We start from the raw sequence: 26,338 nt of genomic DNA, 5'->3' as shown, positions 1-26,338 counted from the left end.
TGCGGTTCGATTATTTTTTACTTTTGAGGTTTAAATTTAATAAAAGCCTTATGCGAATCGTAAAAATTAGTCTCTGGATCTTACTAGGTGTGTTTATAATCATTCAGTTTATCAGACCTGAGAAGAATATTTCAACAGATATCACTCAAAACGATCTGATCGTTTCAACGAAGCCGGCCCCTGAAGTCGAAGCCATTCTCAGATCATCATGCTATGACTGTCATTCAAATAATACCGACTATCCCTGGTACAGCAATATAGCCCCGGTTTCTTTCTGGCTTAATGATCATATAGAGGAAGGAAAGGAACATCTGAACTTTTCGATCTGGGAACAATATGATAACGAGCGAAAAGCTCATAAGATGGAAGAGATCGCTGAAGAGGTTGAAGAAGGAGAGATGCCTCTTGACTCCTATACCTGGATACATGGAGATGCCAGGCTCACCCCTGAACAGGTCGAAACCCTTGTCAATTGGGCGAAAGGTGCCAGAACTAGCTACGAATTAGCCGCTCAACCGCAATAGGTACACCTATTGTAGCCGATTGCCTGATAATATTCAGGTTTGGGAGGTGTGATTCCCTCAGCGAAGGATTGGGATCTATAAAATAAACGGGTGTTCCGGGCTGTCGGTAGTTTACCAGACCGGCAGCCGGGTATACCTGCATGGATGTTCCAACGATGATGATGTCGTCGGCCTTCTGCACTTTTTCTATGGCCGTCTCCATCATGGGTACGGCTTCTCCAAACCACACCACATGTGGCCTGAGCTGGTGATTGTGTTCACAAAGATCACCAGGATTCAAATCTCCTCTCCAGTCATAGACGAGATCATGGTCGAAGGTGCTTCGCGCCTTGAGCAGTTCCCCGTGCAGATGAATGACCTCTGAGCTGCCCGCTCTTTCATGCAGGTCGTCAATATTCTGGGTGATGATCGTTACATCCCTGTGCTTTTCAAGCTTTGCCAGCGCCAGATGAGCCCGGTTGGGTTTGGCTTTTAGGAGTTGTCTTCTGCGTTGATTATAAAAATCGAGAACGAGCTCCATATTATTATCCCACCCCTGGGGCGAGGCCACTTCCATGACATCATAGCCCTCCCAGAGGCCACCGGCATCTCTGAATGTTTTTAACCCGCTTTCGGCACTTACTCCTGCTCCTGATAATACGATTACTTTTCGCATGTTAGTTAATTTATGTTGTCGTTCCCTTTTCAGAACGATATAATTGACTTCGTTTTTATTATTTCTCTGAATATAATTAGTTTTAACTAAAACACCCACATGTCTGAAGAACTGCTTAATTATCTGGAAGGATTCATGACCCCTGAGAGGAGAGCGAAGTTTGAACAGGTACTGAATGATCGTACCTATCATTTCACCGTAGCTATTGAAGATGTCTTTCAGGCACACAACACCAGCGCTGTTATCAGGAGTTGTGATGTGTTCGGTATTCAAAGCGCTCACGTTATCGAAGATCGATTTGGCAGAAAACTGGATAAGAATATAGCGATGGGGGCACAAAAATGGGTCAACGTTAGCCGGTTTGACAATGCCATGGAGTGTATGAAGGATCTTCGTGAGAAGGGATATCGAATTGTAGCCACAACACCTCACAAGACCTCGTGTGACCTTGAAAGCTTTGACATAGCTCCCAGGTCAGCCTTCTTTTTCGGAACAGAAAGGAAGGGTCTCAGTGAAACGGTGCTGAGTCAGGCCGATGACTTTCTGACCATTCCGATGTACGGGTTTACAGAGAGTCTGAACATCTCAGTCTCAGCAGCGATCATTCTTCAGCGGTTGACCCAAAGGTTGCGTTCTTCAAAGGTCGAATGGCAACTTAAGGAGGAGGAAAAACATCAGCTGCGTATAGATTGGGCGAAGAAATCCATAAGAAGCATCGATGATGTTTTAAAACGCTTTACTGAAAATTGATATTCAGGCCTTTGCGCTTTTTTTGTAAATTTATAAGAGCACAATAACACCGATCAATAATGACAACCATACTCTACATTCTAGTGGGTATTGTAGGTTTGATCCTGATTTTGGCCTTTCTGGCTCCCAAGAGCTATCATGTCAACAGGCGAATTCGTATCAACCGGCCTTCAGATACCATTTTTAATTATATCAAGTATTTAAAAAATCAGGATCATTGGTCTCCATGGGGTTCAAAAGATCCTGATATGACTAAAGAGTTTAATGGAGTCGACGGTACCGTGGGAGCTGTGAGCAGCTGGAAAGGCAATAAGGAGGTCGGGGAAGGAGAGCAGGAGATCACCAATATCAGGGAAGGGGAAATGTTAGAAACCCAGCTTAGGTTTTATAAGCCCTTTCGTTCTACCTCAGATGCCTACATCAGGGTACGTCCTTTGGATTCTTCCTCCTCAGAGGTTATCTGGGGGTTTTCGGGAAGTAACAGGTTCCCTATGAGCATAATGATGTTATTCATGAACATGGATAAAGCAGTGGGTAAAGATTTTGAATCAGGACTGAACAGATTAAAAAAGATATTGGAAGATGATACCCGGGAATAGAAATATGGTAGGATGGTTTGAAATTCCGGTAGCGGACATGAACCGTGCCCGCAACTTTTACGAGGAGGTTTTTCAGATAGATATCACCCTTCACGATTTTAACGGATTGCTGATGGGCTGGTTTCCTGACAGGGGAGATAAGCCCGGTTCTCAGGGTACTCTTATAAAGCAGGATTCTTATATTCCCAGCCAGGAAGGGGTGTTGATATATTTTTCTTCTGTAGATCTTGACGATGAACTCAGCCGGGTTGAAAAGGCCGGAGGCAAAATATATCACCCCAAAACAATGATCTCAGAAGAACATGGTTTTATGGGTGTATTTATCGATTCTGAGGGCAACCGAATCGCGTTGCATTCCAGAAAGTGATTTAAAGGCTTTTTTCCAGAAGCAGGATTTCGAAGGGAGTCTCCATACGTACCTCTCCATCTGTTACTTCAGCTGTAATGCCTGAATAGGCATCCTTCACGAGGGTTCCGTCACTGAATACAGAAGACACGTCTATCGTTTTTACAGCCTTTTTGGCCATGAGCACGACTATGACCGCATCTGCATAGGTATCGGTTTCGTAGGTTCTGCTGAAAACGAATGGTTGCTTTTTCAGGGTTGTATGCTTGCCGGCACCGATTGCAGGATGGTTTTTTCTGAATTGACCGAGCTTTTGCCAGTGCTCCAGTAATGCACGGGTTTCTTCTTTTTCGAGATCTTCCCAGTTCATAAATGATCTCAGGTTCGCATCGCCAACAGCCCCCTCTACCTGTAGTGGTCTGGCTAATTCATCGCCATAATATATCTGTGATGCCCCAGGGCTTAACAATAATTTGGTCGCGGTCTCATAGGTTTTCTTTCTTTTTCTGTCAAAAGGAGAGCCATCGTCGTGGGAACTGAGATAATTCAGCACACTTTTATCATAGAGTTCCTTTTGCAGGAGACTGTCGTATTTTGTGAATAGGGTGTCATAGCCACGGGTGGCATCGTGTTTAAAATCAAAGTTGATCAGGCTTTCAAAACCGTGATCATAGAAATCAACCTCCTTGTCGCCATAACTGAACATTCGCCCGGTCGAGATGCCATAATTATAGACTTCGCCAACCATGTAAAATCCCTTATCATCGAGTACTTTATCAGGGTTATTGGTCTTCCATTCCTGGAAGGCGATGGATGCTTCCCTGTAAAGTTCCTGCCAGACATATGCTTCGGTATGTTTGGCGGTATCTACTCTGAATCCGTCAACACCTAATTCACGTACATAATCAGTAAGCCATTTAATGATGTAAAAGCGGGGAGCCATAGGGTAGCCGTTTACAGCAAAAAAGCGGTCCAGCTCTTCGATCTCCTGATCGTAACGCCCTTCTTCCTGCCATTTCTTTAAAAGTGGCATAGGCAGATCGACGGGTCCGTCGCTTTCGGTTTTTATATCGGGAAGGTTATCAACCAATGTACAACTTACCGTACTTTCATAGTCCTGATATGTACAAGTGGGGTCAAGTCGAACCCAGTCTTCATCCCAGGCAGGATCCTTAGCAGTAACCGGTCCCGTGTGGTTGATCACTACATCGAGCAAAACCCTGATACCTCTTTTATGGGCTTCTTCCACCAGTTCGGCCAGTTCTTCCCTGGTGCCGAAATTCGGGTCGAGGGTGGTCCAGTCTTTTGCCCAGTAACCGTGATAAGCATAAGTATTACCGGTTCCTTCATCAACCACGCCATGAATCTGTTCAACCACGGGAGTGAACCAAATGGCATTGACACCGAGTTCAGTGAAATAACCGTCCTTTATTTTTTCGGTGATTCCTTTGATATCACCGCCCTTAAAATCTCTGAGAACTCCTGTTTCTTCAGTTCGGTCGAAATTCACATCGTTCTCCGGATTGCCGTTATTGAATCTGTCTGTAAGTAAAAAATAGATATTTGCTGCTTTCCATTCAAAAGGTGGTTCTTCCAGTGATCCGATCTCTTTTGAAGCCATTTGATCTTGTTTTTTTTCTGATTTACAGCCGAAAAAGACTGTCATGCCGGCCAGCAGCAAAAGTAGATATCTCATGATTAAGCATTATTACGGTCTAAATCTATGAAAAATAGGCAGGGTTGACAAAGTTAATTTTCCCGGTTGAGCACCTTATACTCTTCATAGCAATCGTTGATCGCATCAAGAATTTGCAGATCATTGGCCGTTTGTATGAAGCTGTCGGAATAATTACAGTTTCTGAGTATGTCTTCTATTTCGGTCTTGTCTACCTGCAGCATGGCCATCAAAGTCTCCCTGTCAAATTTTGAGGCAAGTAGTTCCCGTATCTCATCATCTTGTTTCATCTTCCTCAATTTCCTCATTTGCTGAGGTCTTTTTCCGAAAATATTATGAAGCATATCGGCCGGATTGAAGATGGATCCCAGCGCTTTTGCGAAGGCTCCGGGGTTACGGCTTCCGGCTTCATACCCGAGGTTTAAACCGGGAATACGGTATCGCGAAGACCGGTTAATGGGAATGTTCTTGGAGTCGATATCGAGATAACCGGTGAGTTGAAAAGGCCTGACAACGACTTCTTCCAGCGCATATGCCAGCTCGGTCATGCCAATTTCGATGTTCTGGAATTTTAACATGTCGTTGGTTACGCGAACCTGCATGGATTTGAAACCAATGAAACTAAAATACAGGGTGTCATTGGGTTTGGCGCTTATAAGGAACTCACCTTTATCATTAGTAATGGTTCCCACTACCTGATTGAGATTGACAACGTGTACATTGGAAAGGGGGAAGTCATTTTCAGCATTGACCACTTTACCACGCACCTCATCGTTCTGAGCAACAGACATGGTCAGCCAAAAAAGACAACATATAGTAAGTAATTCTCTCATAAAAATACCCTGCTTCAAATATGGGATCTGGGTAAAAATACTGAAACCTGATACAGGTATAAAATAAATATCAGGTATCAACACCAAAAAGCCCCACCCGAAACTCTCAGCAAGGCAAGATTTGGAATGGGGCTAAATGTAGCAAACTATCAGACAACAACGTGTTCTTTGTTGCTTTTTTAAATAATTCTTAACGAATTAAAAGGTGGATTAACGCTGTTTGCGTTTATTCTTATTTTTAGCAGATTGCTTTCCTCTTTTGCCTTTATGGCCGAATTTTTGGTTTCCATCAAAGCGCTCACGGCTCTTACGTCCTTTTTTGCCTTTTTTACCTCCTCCTCCTCTGCCGGTAGGTTCAGAAATTTCTACATTGATGAATCTGCCATCCAGTTTAAATTCTGAGAAAGTGTCAAGTATCTGTTGTTTAACAGAAGGTTCTGAAGAAAAGAACGAAAAACTGTCTTTTACCTCTACCTTGAAAACCTCATCACGTTCTAAGTTGAGTTGTACTCTGAGGAAGTCTTTCAAGGTCTTCCAGTCATAACCATCTCTGGCTCCTACGTTGATGAAGTAACGAACAGATTCGTTTCCGCCAGAAACCCTCTCATCGCCTGAGGCGTTCAGGTTATCTGTGTCTTTGTAGTAAGAAGCGAAGCGACTGAATTCCACAGTTACCAGCTTTCTGATCAGTTCCTCCCTGTCGATCCCTTCAAGCACGTCATTCACTGCCGGAAGGTAAGGCTCGATGTTTTTGTCGATTTTGGTATTTCTGATCTTATCTGATAGGTGGTAAAGTTGAATTTCACAGATCTCTTCCGGTCCCGGAATGTCTTTTCTTTCAAATTCCTTTTTGATGATACGCTCTATGGATCTGATCTTTCTGATCTCACTCTTGGTGATGATCACCATAGAGATCCCTGATTTACCTGCACGACCTGTACGTCCGCTCCTGTGGGTATAGGTTTCAGTTTCGTCTGGTAACTGATAATTGATCACGTGAGTGATATCATCAACGTCGATCCCTCTGGCAGCCACATCGGTTGCTACAAGCATTTGAATCTGCCTGTTCCTGAACGATTTCATGACGATGTCACGCTGGTTTTGGCTGAGGTCTCCATGAAGGGCCCCTGCGTTATATCCGTCTTCGATCAGTTTTTCAGCAATCCGCTGAGTATCTCTCTTGGTGCGGCAGAATATTACCGAAAAGATCTCCGGATTGGCATCGGCCAGACGTTTAAGGGCTTTATATCGGTTATTTCCTGATACCACGTAATATTCGTGGTTTACGTTCACAGAACCCGTATTCTTGCTTCCCACGGTGATTTCATCCGGTTTGCGCATGAATTGTTTGGCAATCTGTGCCACCTCTTTAGGCATGGTGGCAGAAAAGAGCCAGGTATGGCGTTCTGATGGGGTATTGGAAAGAATGTCTTTGATGTCGTCAAGGAATCCCATGTTCAGCATTTCATCTGCTTCATCGAGTATACAGTACCTGATTGACGAAATGTCGATCAGCCTTCTGCTTATCATATCCTTTATACGACCCGGGGTGGCAACCACTATCTGGGCACCTTTACGCAATTTACTGGCCTGATCGGTTATACTGGCTCCGCCATAAACTGCAACGGTATTGATACCAGGCATATGAGCCCCGTAAAGAGCGAGTTCCTGTGTGATTTGCAAGCATAGCTCGCGGGTAGGGGAAAGTATAAGTCCCTGCACGCTCTTTTTGGCAGGGTCTATTTTTTGAAGAAGCGGAAAGCCAAAGGCAGCAGTTTTACCGGTTCCGGTTTGCGCCAGTGCGACCAGGTCTTTGTCTTTCTCCAGAAGAATGGGAATGGCTTTTTCCTGTATCTCTGAAGGTTTTGTGAACCCCATATCTGTTATGGCGGTTAACAACCTGTCTTCCAGCCCTAATTCTTTAAATGTCAACATATATAATTTTAAAAATGGGGGCAAAGGTAGTTTTAATAATTAACAATGCAGGCCGGGAAGTGTAAATATTACAACTTTTTTTGTTGATTATTAATAAATTACAGGTTTTGAGACGACTCTCAGGTCTTCAGGTAATCGATCAATTCGCGTATGGCATTGGCTCTGTGGCTGATCTTGTTCTTTTCCAGTATCGAGAGTTCAGCAAAGGTTTTTGAATAGCCTTCGGGAATAAAGACCGGGTCGTAGCCAAAACCCTGATCCCCTCTGGGTTCTTCGGCTATGGTGCCGTTTACGATTCCCTGAAAAAGGATCTTTTCACGCTCGAGGTTCAGCGCTATAACAGTTTTGAATCGTGCCTTGCGGTTGGTTTCGCCCTTCAGGTCCTTAAGAAGTTTAGCGACATTGGCGTTGTCGTCTTTGGTTGCACCTGCATATCTCGCAGAGTGAACCCCCGGCGCTCCGTTCAGGGCGTCTACCTCAAGTCCGGTATCATCGGCAAAACAGTCAAAATCGTATTTTTTTGAAACATAATTAGCCTTTATTATGGCATTTCCTTCGATGGTGTCTGAAGTTTCAGGGATGTCTTCGTGGCAATCGATCGCATCAAGACCGACCAGTTCAATATGTTTGGGAAGCAGGGCTCTTACTTCTGTGAGTTTATTTGGGTTGTGAGTGGCAAATACCAGTTTCATTGGCTTATGTCTATTAGTTGGTGTAAAATTTACCGGTGATGATAAGGTTCGTTCTTTAAAATAGTAAATGCCCGGTAGAGCTGTTCAGTGAAAAAGAGTCGTACCATCTGGTGAGAGAGCGTCATCTGAGACAGGGAGATCTTTTGATCTGCCCTTGCATATACCGCATCTGAAAACCCATAGGGCCCACCAATCACAAAGGCCAGTTCTCTGGTGCCGGCGTTCATGATTTTCTGCAATTGTTCGGCAAATCCTTCCGAAGTGAAACTCTTGCCTTTTTCATCGAGAAGGATGACCCTGTCAGCTTTTTGAAGACTTGAAATCAGTAACTCCCCTTCTTTCTCTTTTTGCTGAGCTTCGCTCATGTTCTTTGTGTTTTTCAGATCAGGAATCGTTTCAAACTCGAACCTGATATAATGACTCAGGCGCTTCTTATACAGGTCGATCAGTTGAGAAAGTTGTTTGCTGTCAGTTTTTCCGATGGTCACCAGCTTAATCTTCATATGGTAAAGGTAGTAAGTGTCAGTGGTTATTTCTTCTTTTGCAGGAAATTATTTGATACGGAAACCTGTGCAAGCCGTATTTTTTCAGCTCAGGGCACCAACTGGAAAAAGCTTTTTTTAACTTAGCAAAAAAAATCACATGATCTCGGAAGCTCAGTTCCAAAATGAATTGAACCTGATAATCACTAATGCAGTCAGAGAAGATGTGGGGGATGGTGACCATAGTTCGCTGGCCTGCATACCCGAAGATGCCACAGGGAGGGCCAAACTGTTGGTGAAAGACAGAGGGATACTCGCCGGGGTTGAATTTGCTCTTATGGTCTTCGATTATATAGATCCGGCGCTGAAAGTTGATGTACTGAAAAAGGATGGTAGCAAGGTCGTAAACGGAGACGTAGCCTTCGAGGTGGAAGGAAGTTCCCGTAACATTCTGAAAGCTGAAAGACTGGTTCTCAACGCTATGCAGCGAATGAGTGCTATCGCTACAAAGACCCGGCATTATGCCGATATACTTGAAGGAACTCAAACCCAAATACTCGATACCCGCAAGACGACCCCAGGCATAAGAGCACTGGAGAAATGGGCCGTTCGTATCGGGGGCGGGGTGAACCACCGGTTTGCGCTTTATGATATGATCATGCTGAAAGATAACCATATCGATTTTGCAGGAGGCATCACCAGGGCTATCGAGAAGACTCATGATTACCTGAAGCGAACCGACCGATCCCTGAAGATAATCGTAGAAGCCAGAAACCTTGAGGAGGTAAAGACCATATTAAAATCTGAAGGGGTGCACCGTATTCTGCTTGACAATTTCAATTATAAAGATACTCGCGAAGCTGTAAAACTTATAGGAGGTCGTTGTCAAACCGAATCTTCAGGTGGTATTGATGAAACCACCCTTAGAAAATACGCAGAATGCGGGGTTGATTATGTCTCCTCCGGAGCGCTTACCCATTCGGTTTACAATATGGATCTGAGCCTTAAAGCAGTATAGCATGTCGGCAGAGATCGAAGAGAAGCTAGATAAAATACCGGTCATTAATATCCTGGTCGATTTTTTAAAAAAGATACGGTTGCCCGGATTTGAAGGGCTTTCGCTCTATGACCTCATGGAAATGTATCTGATCGGAATTGTCAAGGGCGCGCTTACCTATCGTGCAAGTGCCATTTCGTTTAGTTTTTTTATGGCCTTATTTCCCTTTCTGCTGTTTATTCTGAACCTGATCCCTTATGTGCCGATCGATAATTTTGAGTCAGAATTTCTGCTATATGTAGATGGTCTGTTGCCGCCAAGAACGGTGGAATTCTTCGATAATATCATAAAGGATATCATCAGTAATAAACGCGGGGGACTGCTCTCATCAGTGTTTATACTGTCGATCTTTCTCATGGCGAACGGGATCAATGCTATTTTTGGCGGATTCGAGACCTCGTATCACGTACGTATTACCCGTAATCTCATTCGGCAATATATCGTGGCGCTGGGAGTGGCCCTGCTGATCTCCATATTATTTCTGGTCTCTGTGGGTGTTTTTATCTATTTGCAGTACCTGACAGAATTCTATGCCCAGACCCGGGAGCTGGCCATCAGTGCAGAGGAGATGACAGGGATACAGATCGGGCAGGCACTTTTCTTTATCCTGATCTCTTACATTGTCACCGCTATTCTTTATTATTTCGGTACCCCTGAAGGGAAAGAATCGCGGTTTTTCTCCCCCGGTGCTTTGTTAACCACAATACTGATCATCTTAACGACTTATCTCTTTGGGATTTACATAGAGAACTTCTCCCTGTATAATGAAATTTACGGATCGATAGGTGCGCTGCTCATTTTTATGCTTTATATTTGGTTGAATTCAAACATACTTTTGCTGGGGTTTGAGCTGAATGCTTCCCTGCGAAGTTTGAGAAAAAGTTATTAATCCTTCTAAAAATTACTATGATGAGATACAGTTTTCTTGCCTTTTTCAGTTTTTTAACCGTTACTTTTTCCGCTAATGCTCAAAGTGTTTATGGTAAATGGAAAACCATAGATGACGAGACCGGTAAGGAAAAGTCTATCGTTGAGATCTATGAGAAAGACGGAGAGGTCTATGGAAAGGTAGTGGAAATATTGAATAAAGACCGCGTTGATGCCGTTTGTGACCTTTGTGAAGGAGAAAAGAAAGATGAGCCTATTCTGGGCATGGTGATCCTGGAAGGACTGGAGAAGGATGGTGACGAATATGAAGGAGGAACCATTCTTGATCCAAACAAGGGGAAGGTCTACCGCTGCAAGATTTGGGTTGATGAAGATAACCCCGACAAACTGAACGTGCGTGGCTATATCGCCTTTTTGTACCGTACCCAGGAATGGTTCAGGGTAGAGTAGGCTCAGCGCTCTTCACCATTCAAGCGTAACCAGAAATGAGCTTTTTTGCAGATGTGATACTTCCGATTCCCCTCGAGAAGCAATTCACCTATTTACTTACTCCTGAGCAGGCAGATCTTCTGCAGGAGGGGATGCGCGTAGCAGTACCCTTCGGGAAGTCAAAGGTCTACACTGGTCTCGTTTATAGGGTACACAGGCAGCCACCTCAGGTTTACGATGCCAAACCGATCGACCAGGTGCTTGATGAAACCCCTTTGGTAACAGAGCGGCAACTCAGGCACTGGGAGTGGTTGGCAGACTACTACATGTGCAGCCTTGGCGATGTGTTCAGGGCCGCTTTACCCTCCTCCCTGCTGCTTGAAAGCGAAACATTGGTATGCAAGGCAGGAGATTTTGAAGGAGATGAGAGTGATCTTTCCGATGAGGAATGGCTCGTTCTTGAGGCTCTGCAACATCAGCCTCAGTTGAAGGTTCATGAAGTAGGTGCGGTTATAGACCGCAAGAATGTTCTGCCCGTTCTTAAAAGGCTTATCGAAAAAGGGGTTGTAGAGCTCAAGGAAGAGGTTGTTGAGCAATACAAACCCAAAAAAGTAAGGTATATCAGGCTGATGCCGGATTATGAAAAGGAGGAGGCCCTGCAGACTTTGCTGGATGACCTGTCAAGAGCGCCCAGGCAAAGAGAAGTTCTTTTAACCCTTTATCGATTAGAGGCAGTGGACCAGAAGCCGGTCAGAACAACTGAGCTGGAAAAGGAATCAGGAGCCTCCTCGGCTATTCTTCGAACCATGATTGATAAAGGAATACTTGAAGACTATTACCTTGAGATCGATCGTTTGCAGGGAACAGAGGCAGATGCCGGGGCTCTATTCGAGCTCAATGAATTTCAGCAGCAGGCTTTTGAAGAGATCGAACAGGCATTTCAGTTCAAAGATACAGTCCTGTTGCATGGGGTTACTTCCTCCGGTAAGACCGAGGTGTATTTTAAGCTGATCGACCGGGCATTGGAGCAACAGAAGCAGGTTCTGTTCCTGGTGCCTGAAATTGCATTGACCACCCAGCTCATAAAAAGACTCGAAAGGCGTTTTGGAACCAAAGTAAGTGTTTTTCATTCCCGTTACAGTTCAAACGAAAGGGTAGAGGTATGGCATGCTGTAAAAGACAGGGATGAAAAGGCAAGGATAGTCGTTGGAGCAAGATCTGCCGTTTTACTGCCATTCTCTGATCTCGGTCTTGTGGTCGTTGACGAAGAACATGAAACTTCATACAAACAATTTGAGCCGGCGCCGCGCTATCACGGAAGAGACTCAGCTATTGTTTTGGCTGCCATTCATGGAGCAAAGACATTGCTTGGGTCTGCCACACCCTCGGTGGAGTCTTATTACAATGCCCGAACGGGGAAATACGGTCTGGTGCAAATAACCCGTCGTTTCGGTAATGTGCTTATGCCTGACATGGAAATTTGTGATATAAAAGATGCCCACCGAAGAAAGAAAATGCAGGGGCATTTTTCAGAAAGACTCACAGAGGCGATCAGGGAGTGCCTGGATGAAGGAGAGCAGGTGATTCTGTTTCAGAACCGAAGAGGCTTCGCTCCTATACTTGAGTGCAATACCTGCGGTCATTCTCCGCAGTGCCCGAATTGTGATGTCAGCCTTACCTTCCATAAATATAAGAATCAGTTGCGTTGTCATTATTGCGGTCATCATATGGCCATGCAGTTAAGCTGTCTTGCCTGTGGCAGCAGCGAACTGGATACCAAAGGCTTCGGAACTGAACAGATCGAAGCAGAAGCAAAGGAATTATTTCCCGGGGCTAAGACCGGACGTATGGATTCTGACAGCACCCGTGGGAAGCATGGATATGAAAAGATAATTAGTGCTTTCGAACAGCAGGAATACGATATCCTGGTGGGGACACAAATGATCACCAAGGGGCTGGACTTTCGTAATGTGACCCTGGTAGGGATTCTGCAGGCTGATACCATGCTGAACTTCCCTGATTTCAGGGCACATGAACGCAGCTTTCAGCTTATTCAGCAGGTGGCCGGCCGGGCAGGGAGAACCCGTAAACGGGGAAAGGTGATCATACAGTCATTTAATCCTCATCACCAGATCCTGCAGCAGGCTTCGACCAACAGTTATGAGGAGATGTTTGAAGATCAGATGAACGAAAGAAGGCAGTTTCATTATCCGCCGGTGTATAAAATGATCAAATTCGTCTTTAAAGGAAGGGATTATAACAGGGTAAATGAGGCTGCTGATTGGTATGCCGGGGCATTGAGAAATACATTTTTGAGTTCGGGTGGTTTTGAGGTACTCGGACCTGAATTCCCACCGGTAGCCAGGATCAGGAATCGCTACCATAAGCACGCTATACTGAAGATCGGTCCGGGAGTTTCCCTGAAACAGACCAAGGCGGTGCTAAAAAAAATTGGCAAAAGCTATACAGCCATTGCCAATTTTAGAAGTGTTCGATTAATAAATGATGTCGACAACTACTGATCAGTTGCTCAATGCTTCAGATAACTCTTGTTTCTTGTTTCGGCTCAATGGTATTTTCTTTCCATTTACTTCAACGCTTTTGCTGTTGAACTTTTCTACCTTATCGAGGTTCACTATGTACGATTTATGGATACGTAAAAAGCGATCTGACGGAAGTTCCTTTTCAAAAGACTTCATAGTAGAAAGGATCACAATGTTAGCTTCGTTGGTTACCAGTTTGATGTAATCGCCAAGTGCTTCTACCCAGTTGATCTCATTTAAAAAGACCTTGCGCTTTTTCAGATTGCTCTTCACAAAAATGTGTTCATCATCTTCTTTGGTTGCTACCTTCATGCGGTAGTTTTCCTGTGCGCGTTTCACAGAAGCCTCAAATCGCTCCTGGGTAATGGGTTTGTGCAAATAATCGGTCACATCATAATCAAATGCCTTTAAGGCATATTCTGCGCTACCAGTAATCAAGATTACCTGTGGAGGGTCTGTCAATGACTCTAGAAGATCGAACCCGGATACTACGGGCATCTCTATATCCAAAAATATGATGTCGACCTTGTGATTTTTTAAACCATTCTTAGCCTCGATAGCGTTGCTGTATTCAGCAACTAAATTTAGCATAGGGTGGTTTTTTATCAACCTGGCCACAGACATACGTTGGATACTTGAGTCGTCTACGATAATACAATTCATTCTCATGATACTCAGGTAAGTGGTTGGGTTTATGTCCAATACAATGTTAGTGAAAAATAAAAGCGGATACAAAGAAAATGTTGTGAAATCAAAATATTATGTGGAAAAAGGGGGTATTTCCCTGAATCAGAAAGAATTGTTAAAATGGCACTTTGTAATTAGTAGAATTAGTTTTACTTTTGCAGCCTCATAAATTTAATAATAGTATAAAACATTATGAATCATTACGAAACTGTTTTCATTCTAAATCCCGTTTTATCTGAGACCCAGATAAAGGAAACAGTTAAGAAGTTTGAAGATTTCTTAACCTCTAAAGGGGCAGAATTTGTAGCGAAAGAAGATTGGGGCCTGAAAAAACTGGCTTACCCGATCCAGAACAAAAAGAGCGGATTTTATCACCTGTTCGAATTTAAGGTTGATGGTGAAGCTATCGGTCCTTATGAACTGGAGTTCAGACGTGACGAGCGTGTTATGCGTTACCTGACCGTTAAACTGGACAAGCATGCCATCGAATGGGCTGAGAAAAGAAGAAAAAGACTAAAAGAAAAAGCGTAAAGAATTATGTCATCTATAGAGCAACAAGCAAAAGGTAAGAAAGACGGAGAGATCAGATATCTGACTCCTCTGAATATAGAGACCACTAAGCAGAAGAAATATTGCCGATTCAAAAAGTCGGGCATTAAATATATCGATTACAAGGATCCTGATTTTCTTTTGAAATTTGTGAACGAGCAGGGTAAACTTCTTCCAAGAAGACTTACAGGAACTTCCCTGAAGTACCAGCGTAAGGTTTCTACTGCTGTGAAGAGAGCGCGACACCTGGCACTGATGCCTTATGTAGCAGATTTATTAAAATAAAAGTAAAAGGTACCCATGGAGTTAATTTTAAAGAAAGACGTAGATAATTTAGGGTTTAAAGATGATGTTGTAACTGTAAAGAATGGTTATGGTCGCAACTATCTTATTCCTCATGGCTTCGCTATTCTGGCTACCCCTTCTGCTAAAAAGGTGTTGGCTGAAAACCTGAAGCAAAGAGCTTATAAAGAGAAGAAGATCGTAGAAGATGCCAAGAAAATGGCTGAAAAACTGCGTACTCTTGAGGTGAAAATCACTGCCAAGGCCGGAACAGGAAATAAGCTGTTCGGTTCTGTAACCAGTGCTGACCTGGCAGAAGCCATTGAAAAGGAAAGCAACGGTGAAGTGACTATCGATAAGAAGTATATCAGCATTAAGGGTGGTAACGTTAAAGTTGCCGGTCCTTATGAGGCTATCATCAGATTCCATCGCGAGGTGGTTGAAGAATTCCCGTTTGAGGTTGTAGCCGAAGCTAAATAATTAACATTTATACGTTAATAAAACATTAAAAGCCGCTTTTAAAGCGGCTTTTTTTATGCTACTTTTGCGCCAAATTTCAAACCCTTAACATCCATTTAAGAATGAAACATTTTTACCTTGCAGTGACCTTGCTGCTCGTGTCGGTTTCTGCACTAGCGCAGGTAACCACCTCTAACCTGAAAGGGTTGGTGACAGACTTTCAGGGTGAACCTCTACCGGGTGCCAGCGTTGTGGCTGTACACACCCCTACAGGAACCACCTATGGAGGTGCTACCAACTTTGACGGCAGGTTTAACCTGTTGAACATGCGTGTAGGCGGGCCTTACACGGTAACCATCTCGTATATTGGATTTCAAAGCCAGGAGATCACCGGTATCTACCTGGAACTGGGAAAAACCTATACGCTTGATGTACAACTGTTAGACGACAGCCAGCAACTCGATGAGGTTGTAGTGGTGGCTGACCGTGCCGGTACCTTCGCTTCAGACCGAACCGGAGCTGAGACTTCCGTGGGAAGAAAAGAACTTACCAGGCTGCCGACGATCTCAAGATCTGCACAGGATTTTACAAGACTTGAACCCACAGCCAGTGGAAATTCATTTGCCGGAAGAAACGATCAGTTTAATAACTTTTCGTTAGACGGTGCGATCTTCAATAACCCGTTCGGACTTGATGCCGCCACTCCTGGTGGGCAGACAGACGCTCAGCCGATCTCCCTCGATGCTATCGAACAGATCCAGGTATCGATCGCTCCTTATGATGTGACGCTCTCAGGATTTACAGGTGCTTCAGTGAACGCTGTAACGAAAAGCGGAACCAATGAATTCTATGGTACTGCATACGGGTTCTTCAGAAATGAAGATCTTACAGGAGGAAAAATTGAAGGAGAAGACGTGGTGAAGCCTAAACTGGAGCAAAACCAATATGGTTTCAGTATCGGTGGACCTATTGTCAAGAACAAACTCTTTTTCTTTGCCAATTTCGAGCGCGATGAACGTACCGATATAGGAACTGCCGGTTTTGTACCGAATAATCAGGATGGTAATATCGCCATTAACGAATCAAGAGTAACAGTAGATGACCTGATGGCAGTTCAAAATGCCCTTTCAGGTATTGTGATCGGTCAGGACGACCAGGGGAATGATATTTTTTATAACCCGGGTCGTTATGAAGGTTTCACTTTTGGTGCCGAATCTACCAAAGGTATATTGAAGCTCGACTGGAATATCAATGACAACAACAGACTTGCTGTTATTTATAATTTCCTGAACGCCTCTAAAGAGAAGCCCGCTCACCCTACCGCACTTGGCTTCAGAGGTCCGAATAACAACACCCTGCAATTTGAGAACGCAGGTTATGAGATCAATAATAACATTCAATCAGTTCAGGTCGAGTTGAACTCCACCCTTTCTGATAAAGCGGTTAATAAGCTGCAGGTAGGTTATACACATTTTGATGATTTCCGTAACCCGCTTTCAAGCCCGGCTCCGAGTATCACCATCCAGGAGGACGGTAGTAATTATATCATCGCAGGCCACGAGCCTTTCTCGATCAATAACCGACTGGATCAGAAAGTGTTCCAGCTTACCGATAATATGAACTTCTTTGTGGGAGAGCATACGGTAACCGTAGGTTTCTCGTTCGAGAAATTCCAGTTTGACAACTCATTCAACCTGGGTGCTTACGGTGCCGCGGGAGTTTTCTTCCCGACCGCCTCTTCGGTTGATGATTTCCTGAACCAGGTAAACGACGGAACCATACAGCAACAATTCAACGATGCCATTGGGGTATTCGAAACTTCTGAGGCTAACGGAACCGGTAATCCGGGTGGATGGGCGCTTGCTGAGACCAATGTAGGGCAGCTTGCTTTCTATGCGCAGGATGAATGGAATATCACTGAAGATTTCAAGATCACCGCAGGGGTGCGTTTTGACAAGCCGATGTATTTCGACACCAAAACCAAGATCCAGGAAAATATCGACAGAAAAGGTGGTGCCGGTACCGGTACTTACCAGCCTGATATTGTTTACTTCGATCCTGAGACCGGAGAAGAAACCATGCTGAATTCACTGGAATTACCCAGCAATGACTTCCTGGTATCACCAAGACTTGGTTTTAACTGGGATGTAAAAGGAGATAACTCCTTTAAAGTTAGAGGAGGATCAGGAATCTTTACCGGACGTTTCCCATTCGTATGGTTGGGTAACCAGGTTCAGGGGGTTGATTTCTTCTTCTACCAGATCATGGATCCTGACTTTAAATGGCCACAGGTTTGGCGTAACAGCCTTGGTGCTGACTACCGATTCGAAAACGGATTAGTACTGACCACCGATCTTTCATATACCAAAGATCTCAATGCTGCACACGTGCAAAACTGGGGGCTAGATACTCCTTCAGGAACCCTGCAGGGTGTAGATAACCGCGCCGTTTATGAAACGAGTGATAAGTCTACGATTTTCGGCGGGCCTACCAATGCATATGTCTTCACGAACTCTGATAAAGGTCGTGTATGGAATGCCAGCTTTAAGGCTCAGAAGAATTTCAGCAACGGAATGTTTGCCAGTGTGGCCTACAGCTACCTGAATGCAAAAGACGTAAACTCGATCGAGGCTGAAATCACGGGTGATGCCTTTGCAGGTAACCCTGTGGTAGGTAACGCCAACGTTGATGTTCTTGGGTTCTCTAAATACGGAGATACTCACAGATTCATCGGGGTGTTCTCTAAGCAGTTTAACTACGGAAATGACCATTGGGGAACCACTATTTCATTGTTCTCTGAATATGCTCAGGGTGGACGTTTCAACTATACCTACGGAGGCGATATCAACAACGACGGGTCTAATTTCAACGACCTGCTGTACATCCCTACAGAAGATGAGCTGGCTCAGATGAACTTTGTGAATGATGCCGAAAGAGCAGCTTTCGGTGACTATATCGAGCAGGATGATTACCTGAGAGAGAACAGAGGAAGCTATGCTGAGCGCTATGCAGCTCTGGCTCCCTGGAGAAGCCGCTGGGATATAAAGATCCTTCAGGATTATAACTTCACCGTGGCAGGCGATAAGACCAATACCATTCAGTTGAGTCTTGACATCCTGAATTTCGGGAACCTTCTGAACTCAAACTGGGGTATTGTTCAAATTCCTAACAATCTGCAACCGGTATCTGTTAGTGTGGATGAAACGAATACACCTACCTATTCTTTCAATCCATCGCTTACCAATACCTTTAGTCCGCTTTCTGATGTTATCTCCAGATGGCAGGCACAGGTGGGATTACGCTATATCTTTAATTAATCCACCTTTAAATATAATTATGGAAGGCTATGCATTATGCATGGCCTTTCTTATTTTTGCACACCTATGAAGTACAGAAGACTTACCAAAGAACAATTTGAGGAACTTCACCAGGAATTCATCAACTTCCTGGCTACACAATCTATCACTGCTTCTGAATGGGACGATCTGAAAAAGAACAAACCTGAGGTGGCAGAAGAGGAGCTTGATGTATTCAGCGATCTGATCTGGGAAGGAGTTTTGGCCAAGGTCGAATATCTGGAAAATATTTCAGCGCGAGACATGCACCTGTTCTGGATCAAGGAAAAAGAGATCAGTCTGATCGCTATCAAGGTTCATAATGAGAACATAGACCTGGGAACCGAAGAAGGATTTGCATGGTTTAAGAAACACTTTATGAGCGATGCAGTACAGATCATGACGGCTTCGAAAAAATTTACCGATGACAAACACCGCGATATTTTTGAGCTGATCGAAAAAGGAGCAGTGATCACCAAAGGAGAACTATACAGGTGGTTCGAAGAAATAATTGCCTAGATACCCATTCCAAAACTAAAACTCAATGGCTAAGAGACCGGGAATACCTAAAGGTACCAGAGATTTTTCACCTGAAGAGGTGAGCAAGAGAAATTATATCATCAACATAATCAGGAGTCGTTTTGAATTGTTTGGTTTCATGCCTATTGAAACCCCCAGTTTTGAAAATTCAGAGACCTTGCTTGGTAAATATGGGGATGAAGGTGACAGGCTGATATTCAGAATTCTTAACTCAGGAGATTTTCTTCGGAAGGCAGATGAGGCAGCCTACAGTTCAGGTGACAGCACCGGGTTGGCGGCCTCTATATCTGAAAAAGCCCTGAGATACGACCTGACCGTGCCTTTTGCCCGTTATGTGGTAATGCATCAGAATGAGATCGACTTTCCATTTAAGCGATACCAGATACAGCCTGTCTGGAGGGCAGACCGACCCCAGAAGGGAAGATTCAGAGAATTTTATCAGTGCGATGCTGACGTGGTTGGATCCGATTCCCTTTGGCAGGAAGTTGAATTTATAAGGTTGTATGATGCGGTTTTCTCTGACCTAAACCTGGAAGGAGTGAGCATTCAGATAAACAACCGTAAGGTTCTGGCAGGTATCGCAGAAGTGATCGGAGCTAAAGACCGCCTGATAGACTTTACGGTAGCCCTTGATAAACTCGATAAGATCGGAGCTGAGGGAGTGAAAAAGGAAATGGCCGAAAAAGGTATTTCACAAGAGGCGATCGAAAAGGTTCAGCCGCTCTTCACTCTCACCGGAGATAATGAATCCCGGATGCAGGTCTTGCGCGATTTGCTCAGAGACTCAGCTACAGGTACGCAGGGATTAGATGAACTGGACTTTGTTTTAAAAGCCATCGACAGCTTGCCCCTGAGTAATGCTGCTCTCAAACTCAATGTTACTCTTGCCAGAGGACTGAATTATTATACCGGGGCCATATTCGAGGTATCGGCTCCTGAAGGAGTCAGTATGGGGTCTATCGGAGGTGGCGGACGCTATGATGATCTGACGGGTATTTTCGGTCTGAAAGGGGTTAGTGGGGTAGGGATCTCATTCGGACTCGACCGCATCTATCTCGTTCTGGAAGAATTAGATCTTTTCCCGGCCTCTGTAGCTCAGACAACGAAGGTTCTCTTTCTGAATTTTGGCGATAAAGAAGCCCTTTACGGTATGAAGGCTGTGGCTGCCTTAAGAGCAGAAGGTGTCAAAGCAGAATTATATCCTGATGATGCCAAGATGAAAAAGCAGATGTCATATGCCGATAAAAGAAACATTCCGTTTGTAGTACTTGCCGGGACGAAGGAAATGGAAGATGGGGTGTATACCCTCAAGAATATGAAAACAGGGGAACAGCAACAACTCAATTTGTCTGAACTCTCCAGTCGGCTTAATTTGTAACTCTTTGATTTTTAACGTATTGTAAACATTGACATTGGTGCTTTTTTTGTTTCTTTAAATAAAAAAGATATGGAAAAGCGCAATAAAGACCAGGTTATTTTGGCAGATATGCACGATAACGGGGTATACTTTAACCGCCAGCTTCTATTGAAGAAACAGCAAAAAGAAACCCCGTTGGAGATCAATAAGAAGGAAAATAAGGCCTGAAAAAAAGGGCAGTTAAGTCCCGGTGAACGCCGGGATTTTTTTATCCCCTGAACAGAAAGAATTTCTTTTTCATTTCTTCAATAGCACTGCTTTTACCCGACATGATGAATTCTATGGCCTGCCGGGTAAACTCACTTCCCTTAGGGGTCAGTGATATGACTCCGTCTTCGATCACGATCATATTATTCTTTAAAGCAAGATTAACTACAGACCGTGCTTTGACTCGGTGCCAGTTAATATGTTCATTCAGGTGTTTTATATGTCGCTCACTTGTTTCTTCGTGATTCTGAAGGTGAAGCAGAAAGGTTAACAGGTGAACCTCTTTTTCCTGTCTTTTCTGTTTGTAACTCACAGAAAGCATTCCTCTTCCCGGGGCAAAGAGGTAAGCGAGCAGGAAAAAGGCTCCCAGAACGGTGGTTATAGAGCCCGCAATGGAGGCATCGAGATAGTGTGCAAGCCAGTAGCCCCCGATGGCTCCTGCACATCCGAATAACACGGCTAAAACCAGCATCTTTTTTAGATCGGTAGTCAAAAGGTAGGCCGTTGCTGCCGGAGCGATCATGAGAGCGACTACAAGCACGGCTCCAACCGCATCAAAAGCACCGACAGTGGTTACGGAAGCTACACTCATCAATCCGTAATGTATGATGACAGGGGAGAAACCCAGGGTCGTGGCCAGCTGTTCGTCGAATGTGCTCAGCTTTAGCTCTTTAAAGTACAATAGCAGTAATATTATTGTCAAAAGCAAAATACTACCGATCACCCAAAGGGATTTAGGCCCGTAATCCATCCCGTCAATGAGAATTCGGTCGAAGGGTGCGAAAGCGATCTCTCCGAGAAGCACGGCATCGATATCCAGGTGTACATCATTGGCGTTTTTTGCTATGAGGATGACCCCTATGCTAAACAATACGGGAAAGACCAGGCCGATGGCCGTGTCTTCTTTGACCAGGCCTGTTTTTTGAATGAATTCGACCAGTATCACCGTGATCAGTCCTGAGGCGGCGGCCAGCAGGATTAGCAAGGGAGAATTGAGATCCTGCGTTAGGAAGAACCCGACAACCAGACCGGGTAAGATGGAGTGGCTGATTGCATCACTGATCATAGCCATCTTTCGCAGCACCAGGAAGGTTCCCGGTATAGCACATGCCACGGCAACAAGGGTGGCTATAAGTTGTATTTCTATCTGGGCACTACTCATAGCTGTCTTCGCTTTGATTGTACATATTGACCGCCTGTCTGAAACCTTTGTCAGTAAGCGACCACATATTGTTATATACTCTGATATATTCCTTATCGATAAGTTTTTTGAGAGACTTCCGGGTATATCCTCTGAAATTATTCAGGATTCTCACAGAGTGGGGATGGGAGATATTTTCATGTCCTTTGGCAATATTATACATAAAAGCCAGGGTCTTATTCATCTCCAGGTCATTGCGGTTCTTTCTGTAGCGCAATTCGCGAAATAAGAGTCCTCTGCCGGGGGCAAAAATAAATGATAACAAGACAAAGCAAGCCGCGACCAGAACGATAACCGGACCGGTTGAGAGGTTATCTCCCGAGGCGCTGAAGGCGGTACCGACAATACCTGAGAGGGCTCCGAAAATCCCTGACAGAATGACCATGGCTCCGAGTTTGTGAGTCCATTGCCTGGCTGCTGCGGCAGGAGCGAGAAGCATGGCACTCATCAATATCACACCCACAGTTTGTAACCCCAGTACAATGGCGATAACGATCAGGGAACTGATAAGAAGATCCAGGAATTTCGTATTGAAACCCAGCGAATGGGCGAAATCGGCATCGAAAAGATTCAGTTTGAATTCCTTCCAGAATAACATGACAAGAAAAAGGCTGACCCCTGTAACAAGACTCATCAGCCAGACATCGCTTTCGACCAGGGTGGCTGCCTGTCCGAAAAGATAGGTGTCAAGGCCTGCCTGGTTCGCATCAGGCATTTTTTGAATGAAAGTGAGCAATAGGATACCCGCGCCGAAGAATACAGAAAGAATCAGACCCAGCGCAGTATCAGATTTTAAATGGGTGTTCTTAACGATCCCTCTTATCCAATAGGTGCCGATCAGGCCGCTGATCAGTGCACCTGCCAAAAGTACGTCGGTAGACTTTATACCGGTAAGTAAAAAGGCAAGAGCGATACCGGGCAGAGAGGCATGAGAAATAGCATCACCTAAAAGACTTTGCTTTCTCAGAACGGCAAAACTCCCCAGCATACCGCTTATCGCCCCGAGTATGGCCGTGCCCAGGGTGATCGTACGAAGGGTATAATCGTTAAATACCTGTGTGAAATATTCTGTAAAATCCATGCACGTTGCTACATAATAATTTTTTCAATAAGGTCGCCTACATAAAACGAGACTGCTGCAGCGATGGCTCCCAGCAGCAGGGTTTCGGCTACGCCTCTCAGTTTTCCGGTCTGGTTGACATGAGCCTTAAGCCATCCGATAATGATGAACCCGCCTCCTGTAAGCACCGATGACAACAGGAACAGATTCTTTCCTACCGGTTGAAAGTGATCCCATACATACACAACCAGGGGGATCAATCCGATCAATATAAACGAAAGATAGGTGGTGGCGCCGATCAAAAATGGAGATTTATCTTCCCTGACCAGCCCCAGCTCTTCCTTCATCATCACATCGACCCACCGGTCATGGTCTTTAGTGATCACCTCGGTTACCTGTTCGAGCAAAGCACCATCAAATCCTTTGGCACGATAGATTTCCCGTATTTCTTCTTTTTCTGTTTCCGGCATGTTCTCGACCTCCCAATATTCTATTTGCCGGTGTTTCCTGTAATTGTCTGCCGAAGAACGGGCCGATAAGAATGCTCCCACCGACATGGCGAATCCGTCTGCCAGCAGGTTTGCGAAACCCAGAATGATGATGACCGAACTATCCAGGCTGGCACCTACAGCTCCGGCCACCACTGCAAAGGTGGTCACACAGCCGTCGATACCTCCATACACGAATTCTCCCAGATACTTTTCCAGTCTCCCGAAGGTATGTGAGGTACGGTGAAGTTCACTTTCGTTATGGTCTGCTCCCGCTTTCAATTGGTCACCTGCTTCAGGATTCACTTACCGCAACCTTATAATTAATACCATAGGTTTTGGTGAGATTATCGTCGTTAAAAATGTCTTTTACGGGTCCCGTTGCAATCTTTTTTACATTTAAAAAAGTTACCCAGTCAAAATATTCCGGTACGGTTTGAAGGTCGTGATGAACCACCACTACCGTTTTCCCTGCTTTTCTCAATTCTTTCAGGAGATTGACGATGGCTTTCTCTGTGGTTGCGTCAACCCCCTGAAAAGGTTCGTCCATCAGGTAGATACGCGCATTTTGAACCAATGCCCTTGCCAGAAAGATGCGCTGTTGCTGTCCGCCACTTAGCTGGCTGATCTGTCGTTCTTTAAATTCCAGCATCCCTACCTTTTCGAGCGCTTCAAGTGCTGCCTTTTTTTGCTTTTGACCGGGTCGCTTTATCCACCCCAGTTTTCCGTAGGTTCCCATCATCACCACATCCAGGGCATTGGTCGGAAAATCCCAGTCAACGCTGCCCTTTTGAGGAACATAGGCTACCATTCTCTGATTTCTTTTGTAAGGTTTTCCGAAAACCTCGATACTGCCTGCGATCGGTTTGACGATTTGCAGTATCGATTTGATCAGGGTTGATTTTCCTGCGCCGTTAGGGCCTACTATCGCCATGAGGACCCCTTCGGGTATCTCCAGGTCAATGTCCCAGAGAACGGGCTTATAGTCATAGGCCACGGTGAGATCGTTAATTGCAATAGCGGGTTTCTGATTACTCATATTGGTCTTTTTTCAAGGCTTCAACTATAGTTTGAACATTTGATCTGAACATGCCCAGGTAGGTACCTTCAGGAGTATTCTTGTCTCCCAGGGCGTCTGAGTAGAGCATCCCGCCGATGGCAACTTCATGGCCCTGTCCTCTGACCGCTTCCTGCAGCGCTTCGATGGTTCGAACGGGGACAGAACTTTCTACAAATATAGCCTTGATATCATTCTCTATGATGAAATCTGCCAGTTCCTGTACATCTTTTACCCCGGCCTCGGTAGCAGTTGAAAGTCCCTGCAGGCCGACCACCTCAAAACCGAAGGCCCTTCCGAAGTAATTAAAGGCGTCATGCGCCGTAACGAGAATACGCTCTTCGGGATCCAGTTCTTCAATTTTTTCGCGTAATTCCCGGTCAAGGATGTCAAGTTCTCTAAGATACTCCTCCAGGTTTTTACGAAAAAAGGGCGCAAGCTCCGGTCTTTCTCTTTCTAATTCACGGCTGGTGAAGACAGCTATTTTTTTCCAGTATGAGACATCGAACCATATGTGCGGGTCGTAATTGGAAGCGAAGTATTCAGAGCCTATCAATGAATCCCGGTTCAGGGTATCAGAGACCGCAACCGTGTATTTATTGGTTTGTTCCATTTTTTCAAACACATCGACCAGCTTTCCCTCCAGATGCAAGCCATTGTAAAAGACCATATCTGCATTATACAGCTTTGTCATGTCTCCCTCACTGGCGCGATACAAATGCGGATCGACTCCGGTGCCCATCAACCCTTGCGTGTTGATGGAATCACCTCCTATAACCTCAAGCAGATCTGTAAGCATGGTCGTGGTAGTAACCACCTGAAGTTTTCCTTTGTTACCTGTCCCGTTTTCTGTTTTGCAGGAGGCCATGAGTAGAAGTGCCGAGGTGATGATGATAGCTAAACTGCCTGTTTTCATTTTTTCTGTATGTATATATTGTTAGCGGTAAGAGCTGAGATACTTAGCTTCTTCCCATTGTTGCTGATGACCATCGATTGGTCAAAGGGCTCCTTTGAAAGTATTTCGATTTCGTTGCCAAGGCCTATTTCCAGTTTATCGAGATACTGAAGGAATCTTGAGGCATTGCTTTTTACTCCGACACAGGTTCCCGATTCTCCAGGTTTACAGGCTGAAAGCAGAATTTTCTCCATTCTCTGTACATTCCCTGATTTATCAGGGATTGGGTCACCATGAGGGTCAACTGTAGGCTTACCGAGGAATTCATCAAGTTCATCTACCAATTTTTCAGATTTTACGTGTTCCAGCTGTTCGGCCACATCATGCACCTCATCCCATGTAAAATTCAGGTTTTCTACCAGAAACACTTCCCATAGCCGGTGTTTCCTCACGATGCTGGCAGCATAGAACCTTCCCTGATCAGTAAGTTTGACGCCCTGGTATTTTTTATAATGAACCAGTTTTTTTTCTGCGAGTTTTTTAAGCATATCGGTCACCGACGATGCCTTGGTCTCCATCTTTTCAGCAATGGCATTGGTTGGCACTTCCTTATCAAAATCACGGGCCAGGTGAAAGATGGTCTTCAGATAATTCTCTTCGGAAAGGGTCATCCTCTTTTTTTATTAGGTAAAAATAAGAATTTTAACTCACATAATAATAATTTTAGGTATGTCTAAAAATATATTTAATTTT

General features: G+C 44.6%; 28 protein-coding genes. 15 read left to right on the top strand and 13 right to left on the bottom strand.

Translation table 11 applies throughout. The features are described from left to right. Positions 1–50: 50 nt before the first annotated feature. Positions 51–524 (top strand): heme-binding domain-containing protein, encoded by a 474-nt coding sequence (locus K7R10_RS03315; RefSeq protein ID WP_224483263.1) that lies wholly within the window; start codon positions 51–53, stop codon positions 522–524. Here the strand turns inward: K7R10_RS03315 and K7R10_RS03310 are convergent. Continuing rightward, a complete protein-coding gene (locus K7R10_RS03310; protein WP_224483262.1) occupies positions 493–1,179 on the bottom strand; it encodes an SIR2 family NAD-dependent protein deacylase in 687 nt (228 codons plus the stop codon). The genes K7R10_RS03315 and K7R10_RS03310 overlap by 32 nt on opposite strands. A 99-nt stretch (positions 1,180–1,278) precedes the next feature. Between K7R10_RS03310 and K7R10_RS03305 the strand changes: the two genes are divergently transcribed. Genes K7R10_RS03305 through K7R10_RS03295 form a run of 3 tightly spaced genes read left to right on the top strand, consistent with a single transcriptional unit; the run spans position 1,279 to position 2,895 of the window. Further along, positions 1,279–1,929 carry a TrmH family RNA methyltransferase gene (locus tag K7R10_RS03305; protein ID WP_224483261.1) on the top strand — a complete coding sequence of 217 codons (651 nt, stop codon included), beginning with the start codon at positions 1,279–1,281 and terminating at the stop codon, positions 1,927–1,929. 59 nt (positions 1,930–1,988) lie between these two features. Then, on the top strand, positions 1,989–2,528 hold the full coding sequence (locus K7R10_RS03300; RefSeq protein ID WP_224483260.1) for an SRPBCC family protein: 540 nt from the start codon (positions 1,989–1,991) through the stop codon (positions 2,526–2,528). Beyond that, positions 2,512–2,895, top strand: a complete 384-nt coding sequence (locus K7R10_RS03295; RefSeq protein ID WP_224483259.1) for a VOC family protein — start codon at positions 2,512–2,514, stop codon at positions 2,893–2,895. The genes K7R10_RS03300 and K7R10_RS03295 overlap by 17 nt, the downstream gene beginning before the upstream one ends. Before the next feature lies 1 nt (position 2,896). Here the strand turns inward: K7R10_RS03295 and K7R10_RS03290 are convergent, their stop codons facing one another. From K7R10_RS03290 to rlmH, 5 genes are all read right to left on the bottom strand, one after another. After that, a complete protein-coding gene (locus K7R10_RS03290) occupies positions 2,897–4,570 on the bottom strand; it encodes an alpha-amylase family glycosyl hydrolase (protein WP_224483258.1) in 1,674 nt (557 codons plus the stop codon). A 53-nt stretch (positions 4,571–4,623) separates the two neighbouring features. Continuing rightward, positions 4,624–5,382, bottom strand: a complete 759-nt coding sequence (locus tag K7R10_RS03285; protein ID WP_224483257.1) for a carboxypeptidase-like regulatory domain-containing protein — start codon at positions 5,380–5,382, stop codon at positions 4,624–4,626. A gap of 210 nt (positions 5,383–5,592) precedes the next feature. Beyond that, on the bottom strand, positions 5,593–7,317 hold the full coding sequence (locus K7R10_RS03280; RefSeq protein ID WP_224483256.1) for a DEAD/DEAH box helicase: 1,725 nt from the start codon (positions 7,315–7,317) through the stop codon (positions 5,593–5,595). Positions 7,318–7,436: 119 nt separating this feature from the next. Continuing rightward, complete coding sequence (locus K7R10_RS03275; protein WP_224483255.1) at positions 7,437–8,009, bottom strand: non-canonical purine NTP diphosphatase; 573 nt, start codon at positions 8,007–8,009, stop codon at positions 7,437–7,439. Between the two features lie 29 nt (positions 8,010–8,038). Then, positions 8,039–8,512 (bottom strand): 23S rRNA (pseudouridine(1915)-N(3))-methyltransferase RlmH, encoded by a 474-nt coding sequence (gene rlmH, locus K7R10_RS03270; RefSeq protein WP_224483254.1) that lies wholly within the window; start codon positions 8,510–8,512, stop codon positions 8,039–8,041. Positions 8,513–8,651: 139 nt separating this feature from the next. On the opposite strand from rlmH, the gene nadC reads away from it, so the two are divergent. From nadC to priA, 4 genes are read left to right on the top strand one after another with little or no spacing between them, the layout of a single operon-like run. Next, positions 8,652–9,509, top strand: a complete 858-nt coding sequence (nadC, locus tag K7R10_RS03265; RefSeq protein WP_224483253.1) for a carboxylating nicotinate-nucleotide diphosphorylase — start codon at positions 8,652–8,654, stop codon at positions 9,507–9,509. A gap of 1 nt (position 9,510) precedes the next feature. Next, positions 9,511–10,437 (top strand): YihY/virulence factor BrkB family protein, encoded by a 927-nt coding sequence (locus K7R10_RS03260; protein ID WP_224483252.1) that lies wholly within the window; start codon positions 9,511–9,513, stop codon positions 10,435–10,437. Between the two features lie 17 nt (positions 10,438–10,454). After that, complete coding sequence (locus K7R10_RS03255) at positions 10,455–10,886, top strand: DUF2147 domain-containing protein (RefSeq protein WP_370631294.1); 432 nt, start codon at positions 10,455–10,457, stop codon at positions 10,884–10,886. A gap of 35 nt (positions 10,887–10,921) precedes the next feature. Continuing rightward, entirely contained in the window at positions 10,922–13,387 is a 2,466-nt protein-coding gene (gene priA / locus K7R10_RS03250; RefSeq protein ID WP_224483251.1) for a replication restart helicase PriA, read from the top strand. Here priA and K7R10_RS03245 read toward each other — a convergent pair whose 3' ends face one another. Continuing rightward, positions 13,388–14,077 (bottom strand): LytR/AlgR family response regulator transcription factor, encoded by a 690-nt coding sequence (locus K7R10_RS03245; protein WP_224483250.1) that lies wholly within the window; start codon positions 14,075–14,077, stop codon positions 13,388–13,390. It lies immediately after the preceding gene. A 210-nt stretch (positions 14,078–14,287) separates the two neighbouring features. Between K7R10_RS03245 and rpsF the strand changes: the two genes are divergently transcribed. From rpsF to K7R10_RS03210, 7 genes are all read left to right on the top strand, one after another. After that, positions 14,288–14,626, top strand: coding sequence for a 30S ribosomal protein S6 (gene rpsF, locus K7R10_RS03240; RefSeq protein ID WP_224483249.1), 339 nt, complete (start codon positions 14,288–14,290; stop codon positions 14,624–14,626). Between the two features lie 3 nt (positions 14,627–14,629). Next, positions 14,630–14,929 (top strand): 30S ribosomal protein S18, encoded by a 300-nt coding sequence (gene rpsR / locus K7R10_RS03235; protein WP_224483632.1) that lies wholly within the window; start codon positions 14,630–14,632, stop codon positions 14,927–14,929. Between the two features lie 15 nt (positions 14,930–14,944). Next, positions 14,945–15,406 carry a 50S ribosomal protein L9 gene (gene rplI, locus K7R10_RS03230; protein WP_224483248.1) on the top strand — a complete coding sequence of 154 codons (462 nt, stop codon included), beginning with the start codon at positions 14,945–14,947 and terminating at the stop codon, positions 15,404–15,406. 101 nt (positions 15,407–15,507) lie between these two features. After that, a complete protein-coding gene (locus K7R10_RS03225) occupies positions 15,508–18,702 on the top strand; it encodes a TonB-dependent receptor (protein ID WP_224483247.1) in 3,195 nt (1,064 codons plus the stop codon). Between the two features lie 66 nt (positions 18,703–18,768). Then, positions 18,769–19,239: a DUF6495 family protein gene (locus tag K7R10_RS03220; RefSeq protein ID WP_224483246.1), complete on the top strand. Its 471-nt coding sequence runs from the start codon at positions 18,769–18,771 to the stop codon at positions 19,237–19,239. A gap of 25 nt (positions 19,240–19,264) precedes the next feature. Further along, positions 19,265–20,638, top strand: coding sequence for a histidine--tRNA ligase (gene hisS, locus K7R10_RS03215; protein WP_224483245.1), 1,374 nt, complete (start codon positions 19,265–19,267; stop codon positions 20,636–20,638). Between the two features lie 69 nt (positions 20,639–20,707). Next, positions 20,708–20,845 (top strand): hypothetical protein, encoded by a 138-nt coding sequence (locus tag K7R10_RS03210; RefSeq protein WP_224483244.1) that lies wholly within the window; start codon positions 20,708–20,710, stop codon positions 20,843–20,845. A gap of 40 nt (positions 20,846–20,885) precedes the next feature. On the opposite strand, the gene K7R10_RS03205 is transcribed toward K7R10_RS03210, so the two are convergent. From K7R10_RS03205 to K7R10_RS03180, 6 genes are read right to left on the bottom strand one after another with little or no spacing between them, the layout of a single operon-like run. Then, positions 20,886–22,046: a metal ABC transporter permease gene (locus tag K7R10_RS03205; RefSeq protein ID WP_224483243.1), complete on the bottom strand. Its 1,161-nt coding sequence runs from the start codon at positions 22,044–22,046 to the stop codon at positions 20,886–20,888. Then, positions 22,039–23,166: a metal ABC transporter permease gene (locus tag K7R10_RS03200; protein WP_224483242.1), complete on the bottom strand. Its 1,128-nt coding sequence runs from the start codon at positions 23,164–23,166 to the stop codon at positions 22,039–22,041. The genes K7R10_RS03205 and K7R10_RS03200 overlap by 8 nt, the downstream gene beginning before the upstream one ends. 8 nt (positions 23,167–23,174) lie before the next feature. Beyond that, positions 23,175–23,939, bottom strand: coding sequence for a VIT1/CCC1 transporter family protein (locus K7R10_RS03195; RefSeq protein WP_224483241.1), 765 nt, complete (start codon positions 23,937–23,939; stop codon positions 23,175–23,177). Beyond that, positions 23,929–24,672 carry a metal ABC transporter ATP-binding protein gene (locus K7R10_RS03190; RefSeq protein ID WP_224483240.1) on the bottom strand — a complete coding sequence of 248 codons (744 nt, stop codon included), beginning with the start codon at positions 24,670–24,672 and terminating at the stop codon, positions 23,929–23,931. The genes K7R10_RS03195 and K7R10_RS03190 overlap by 11 nt, the downstream gene beginning before the upstream one ends. After that, complete coding sequence (locus tag K7R10_RS03185; protein ID WP_224483239.1) at positions 24,665–25,606, bottom strand: metal ABC transporter solute-binding protein, Zn/Mn family; 942 nt, start codon at positions 25,604–25,606, stop codon at positions 24,665–24,667. The genes K7R10_RS03190 and K7R10_RS03185 overlap by 8 nt, the downstream gene beginning before the upstream one ends. Beyond that, complete coding sequence (locus tag K7R10_RS03180; protein WP_224483238.1) at positions 25,603–26,256, bottom strand: metal-dependent transcriptional regulator; 654 nt, start codon at positions 26,254–26,256, stop codon at positions 25,603–25,605. Before K7R10_RS03180 ends, K7R10_RS03185 begins: the two co-directional genes overlap by 4 nt. Positions 26,257–26,338: the final 82 nt, after the last annotated feature.

It is taken from the genome of Robertkochia aurantiaca, assembly GCF_020166495.1.
GTDB classification, from domain to species: domain Bacteria; phylum Bacteroidota; class Bacteroidia; order Flavobacteriales; family Flavobacteriaceae; genus Robertkochia; species Robertkochia aurantiaca.
Note: the sequence above shows the minus strand (reverse complement) of the source record. Positions and strands in the feature narration are given on the sequence as shown.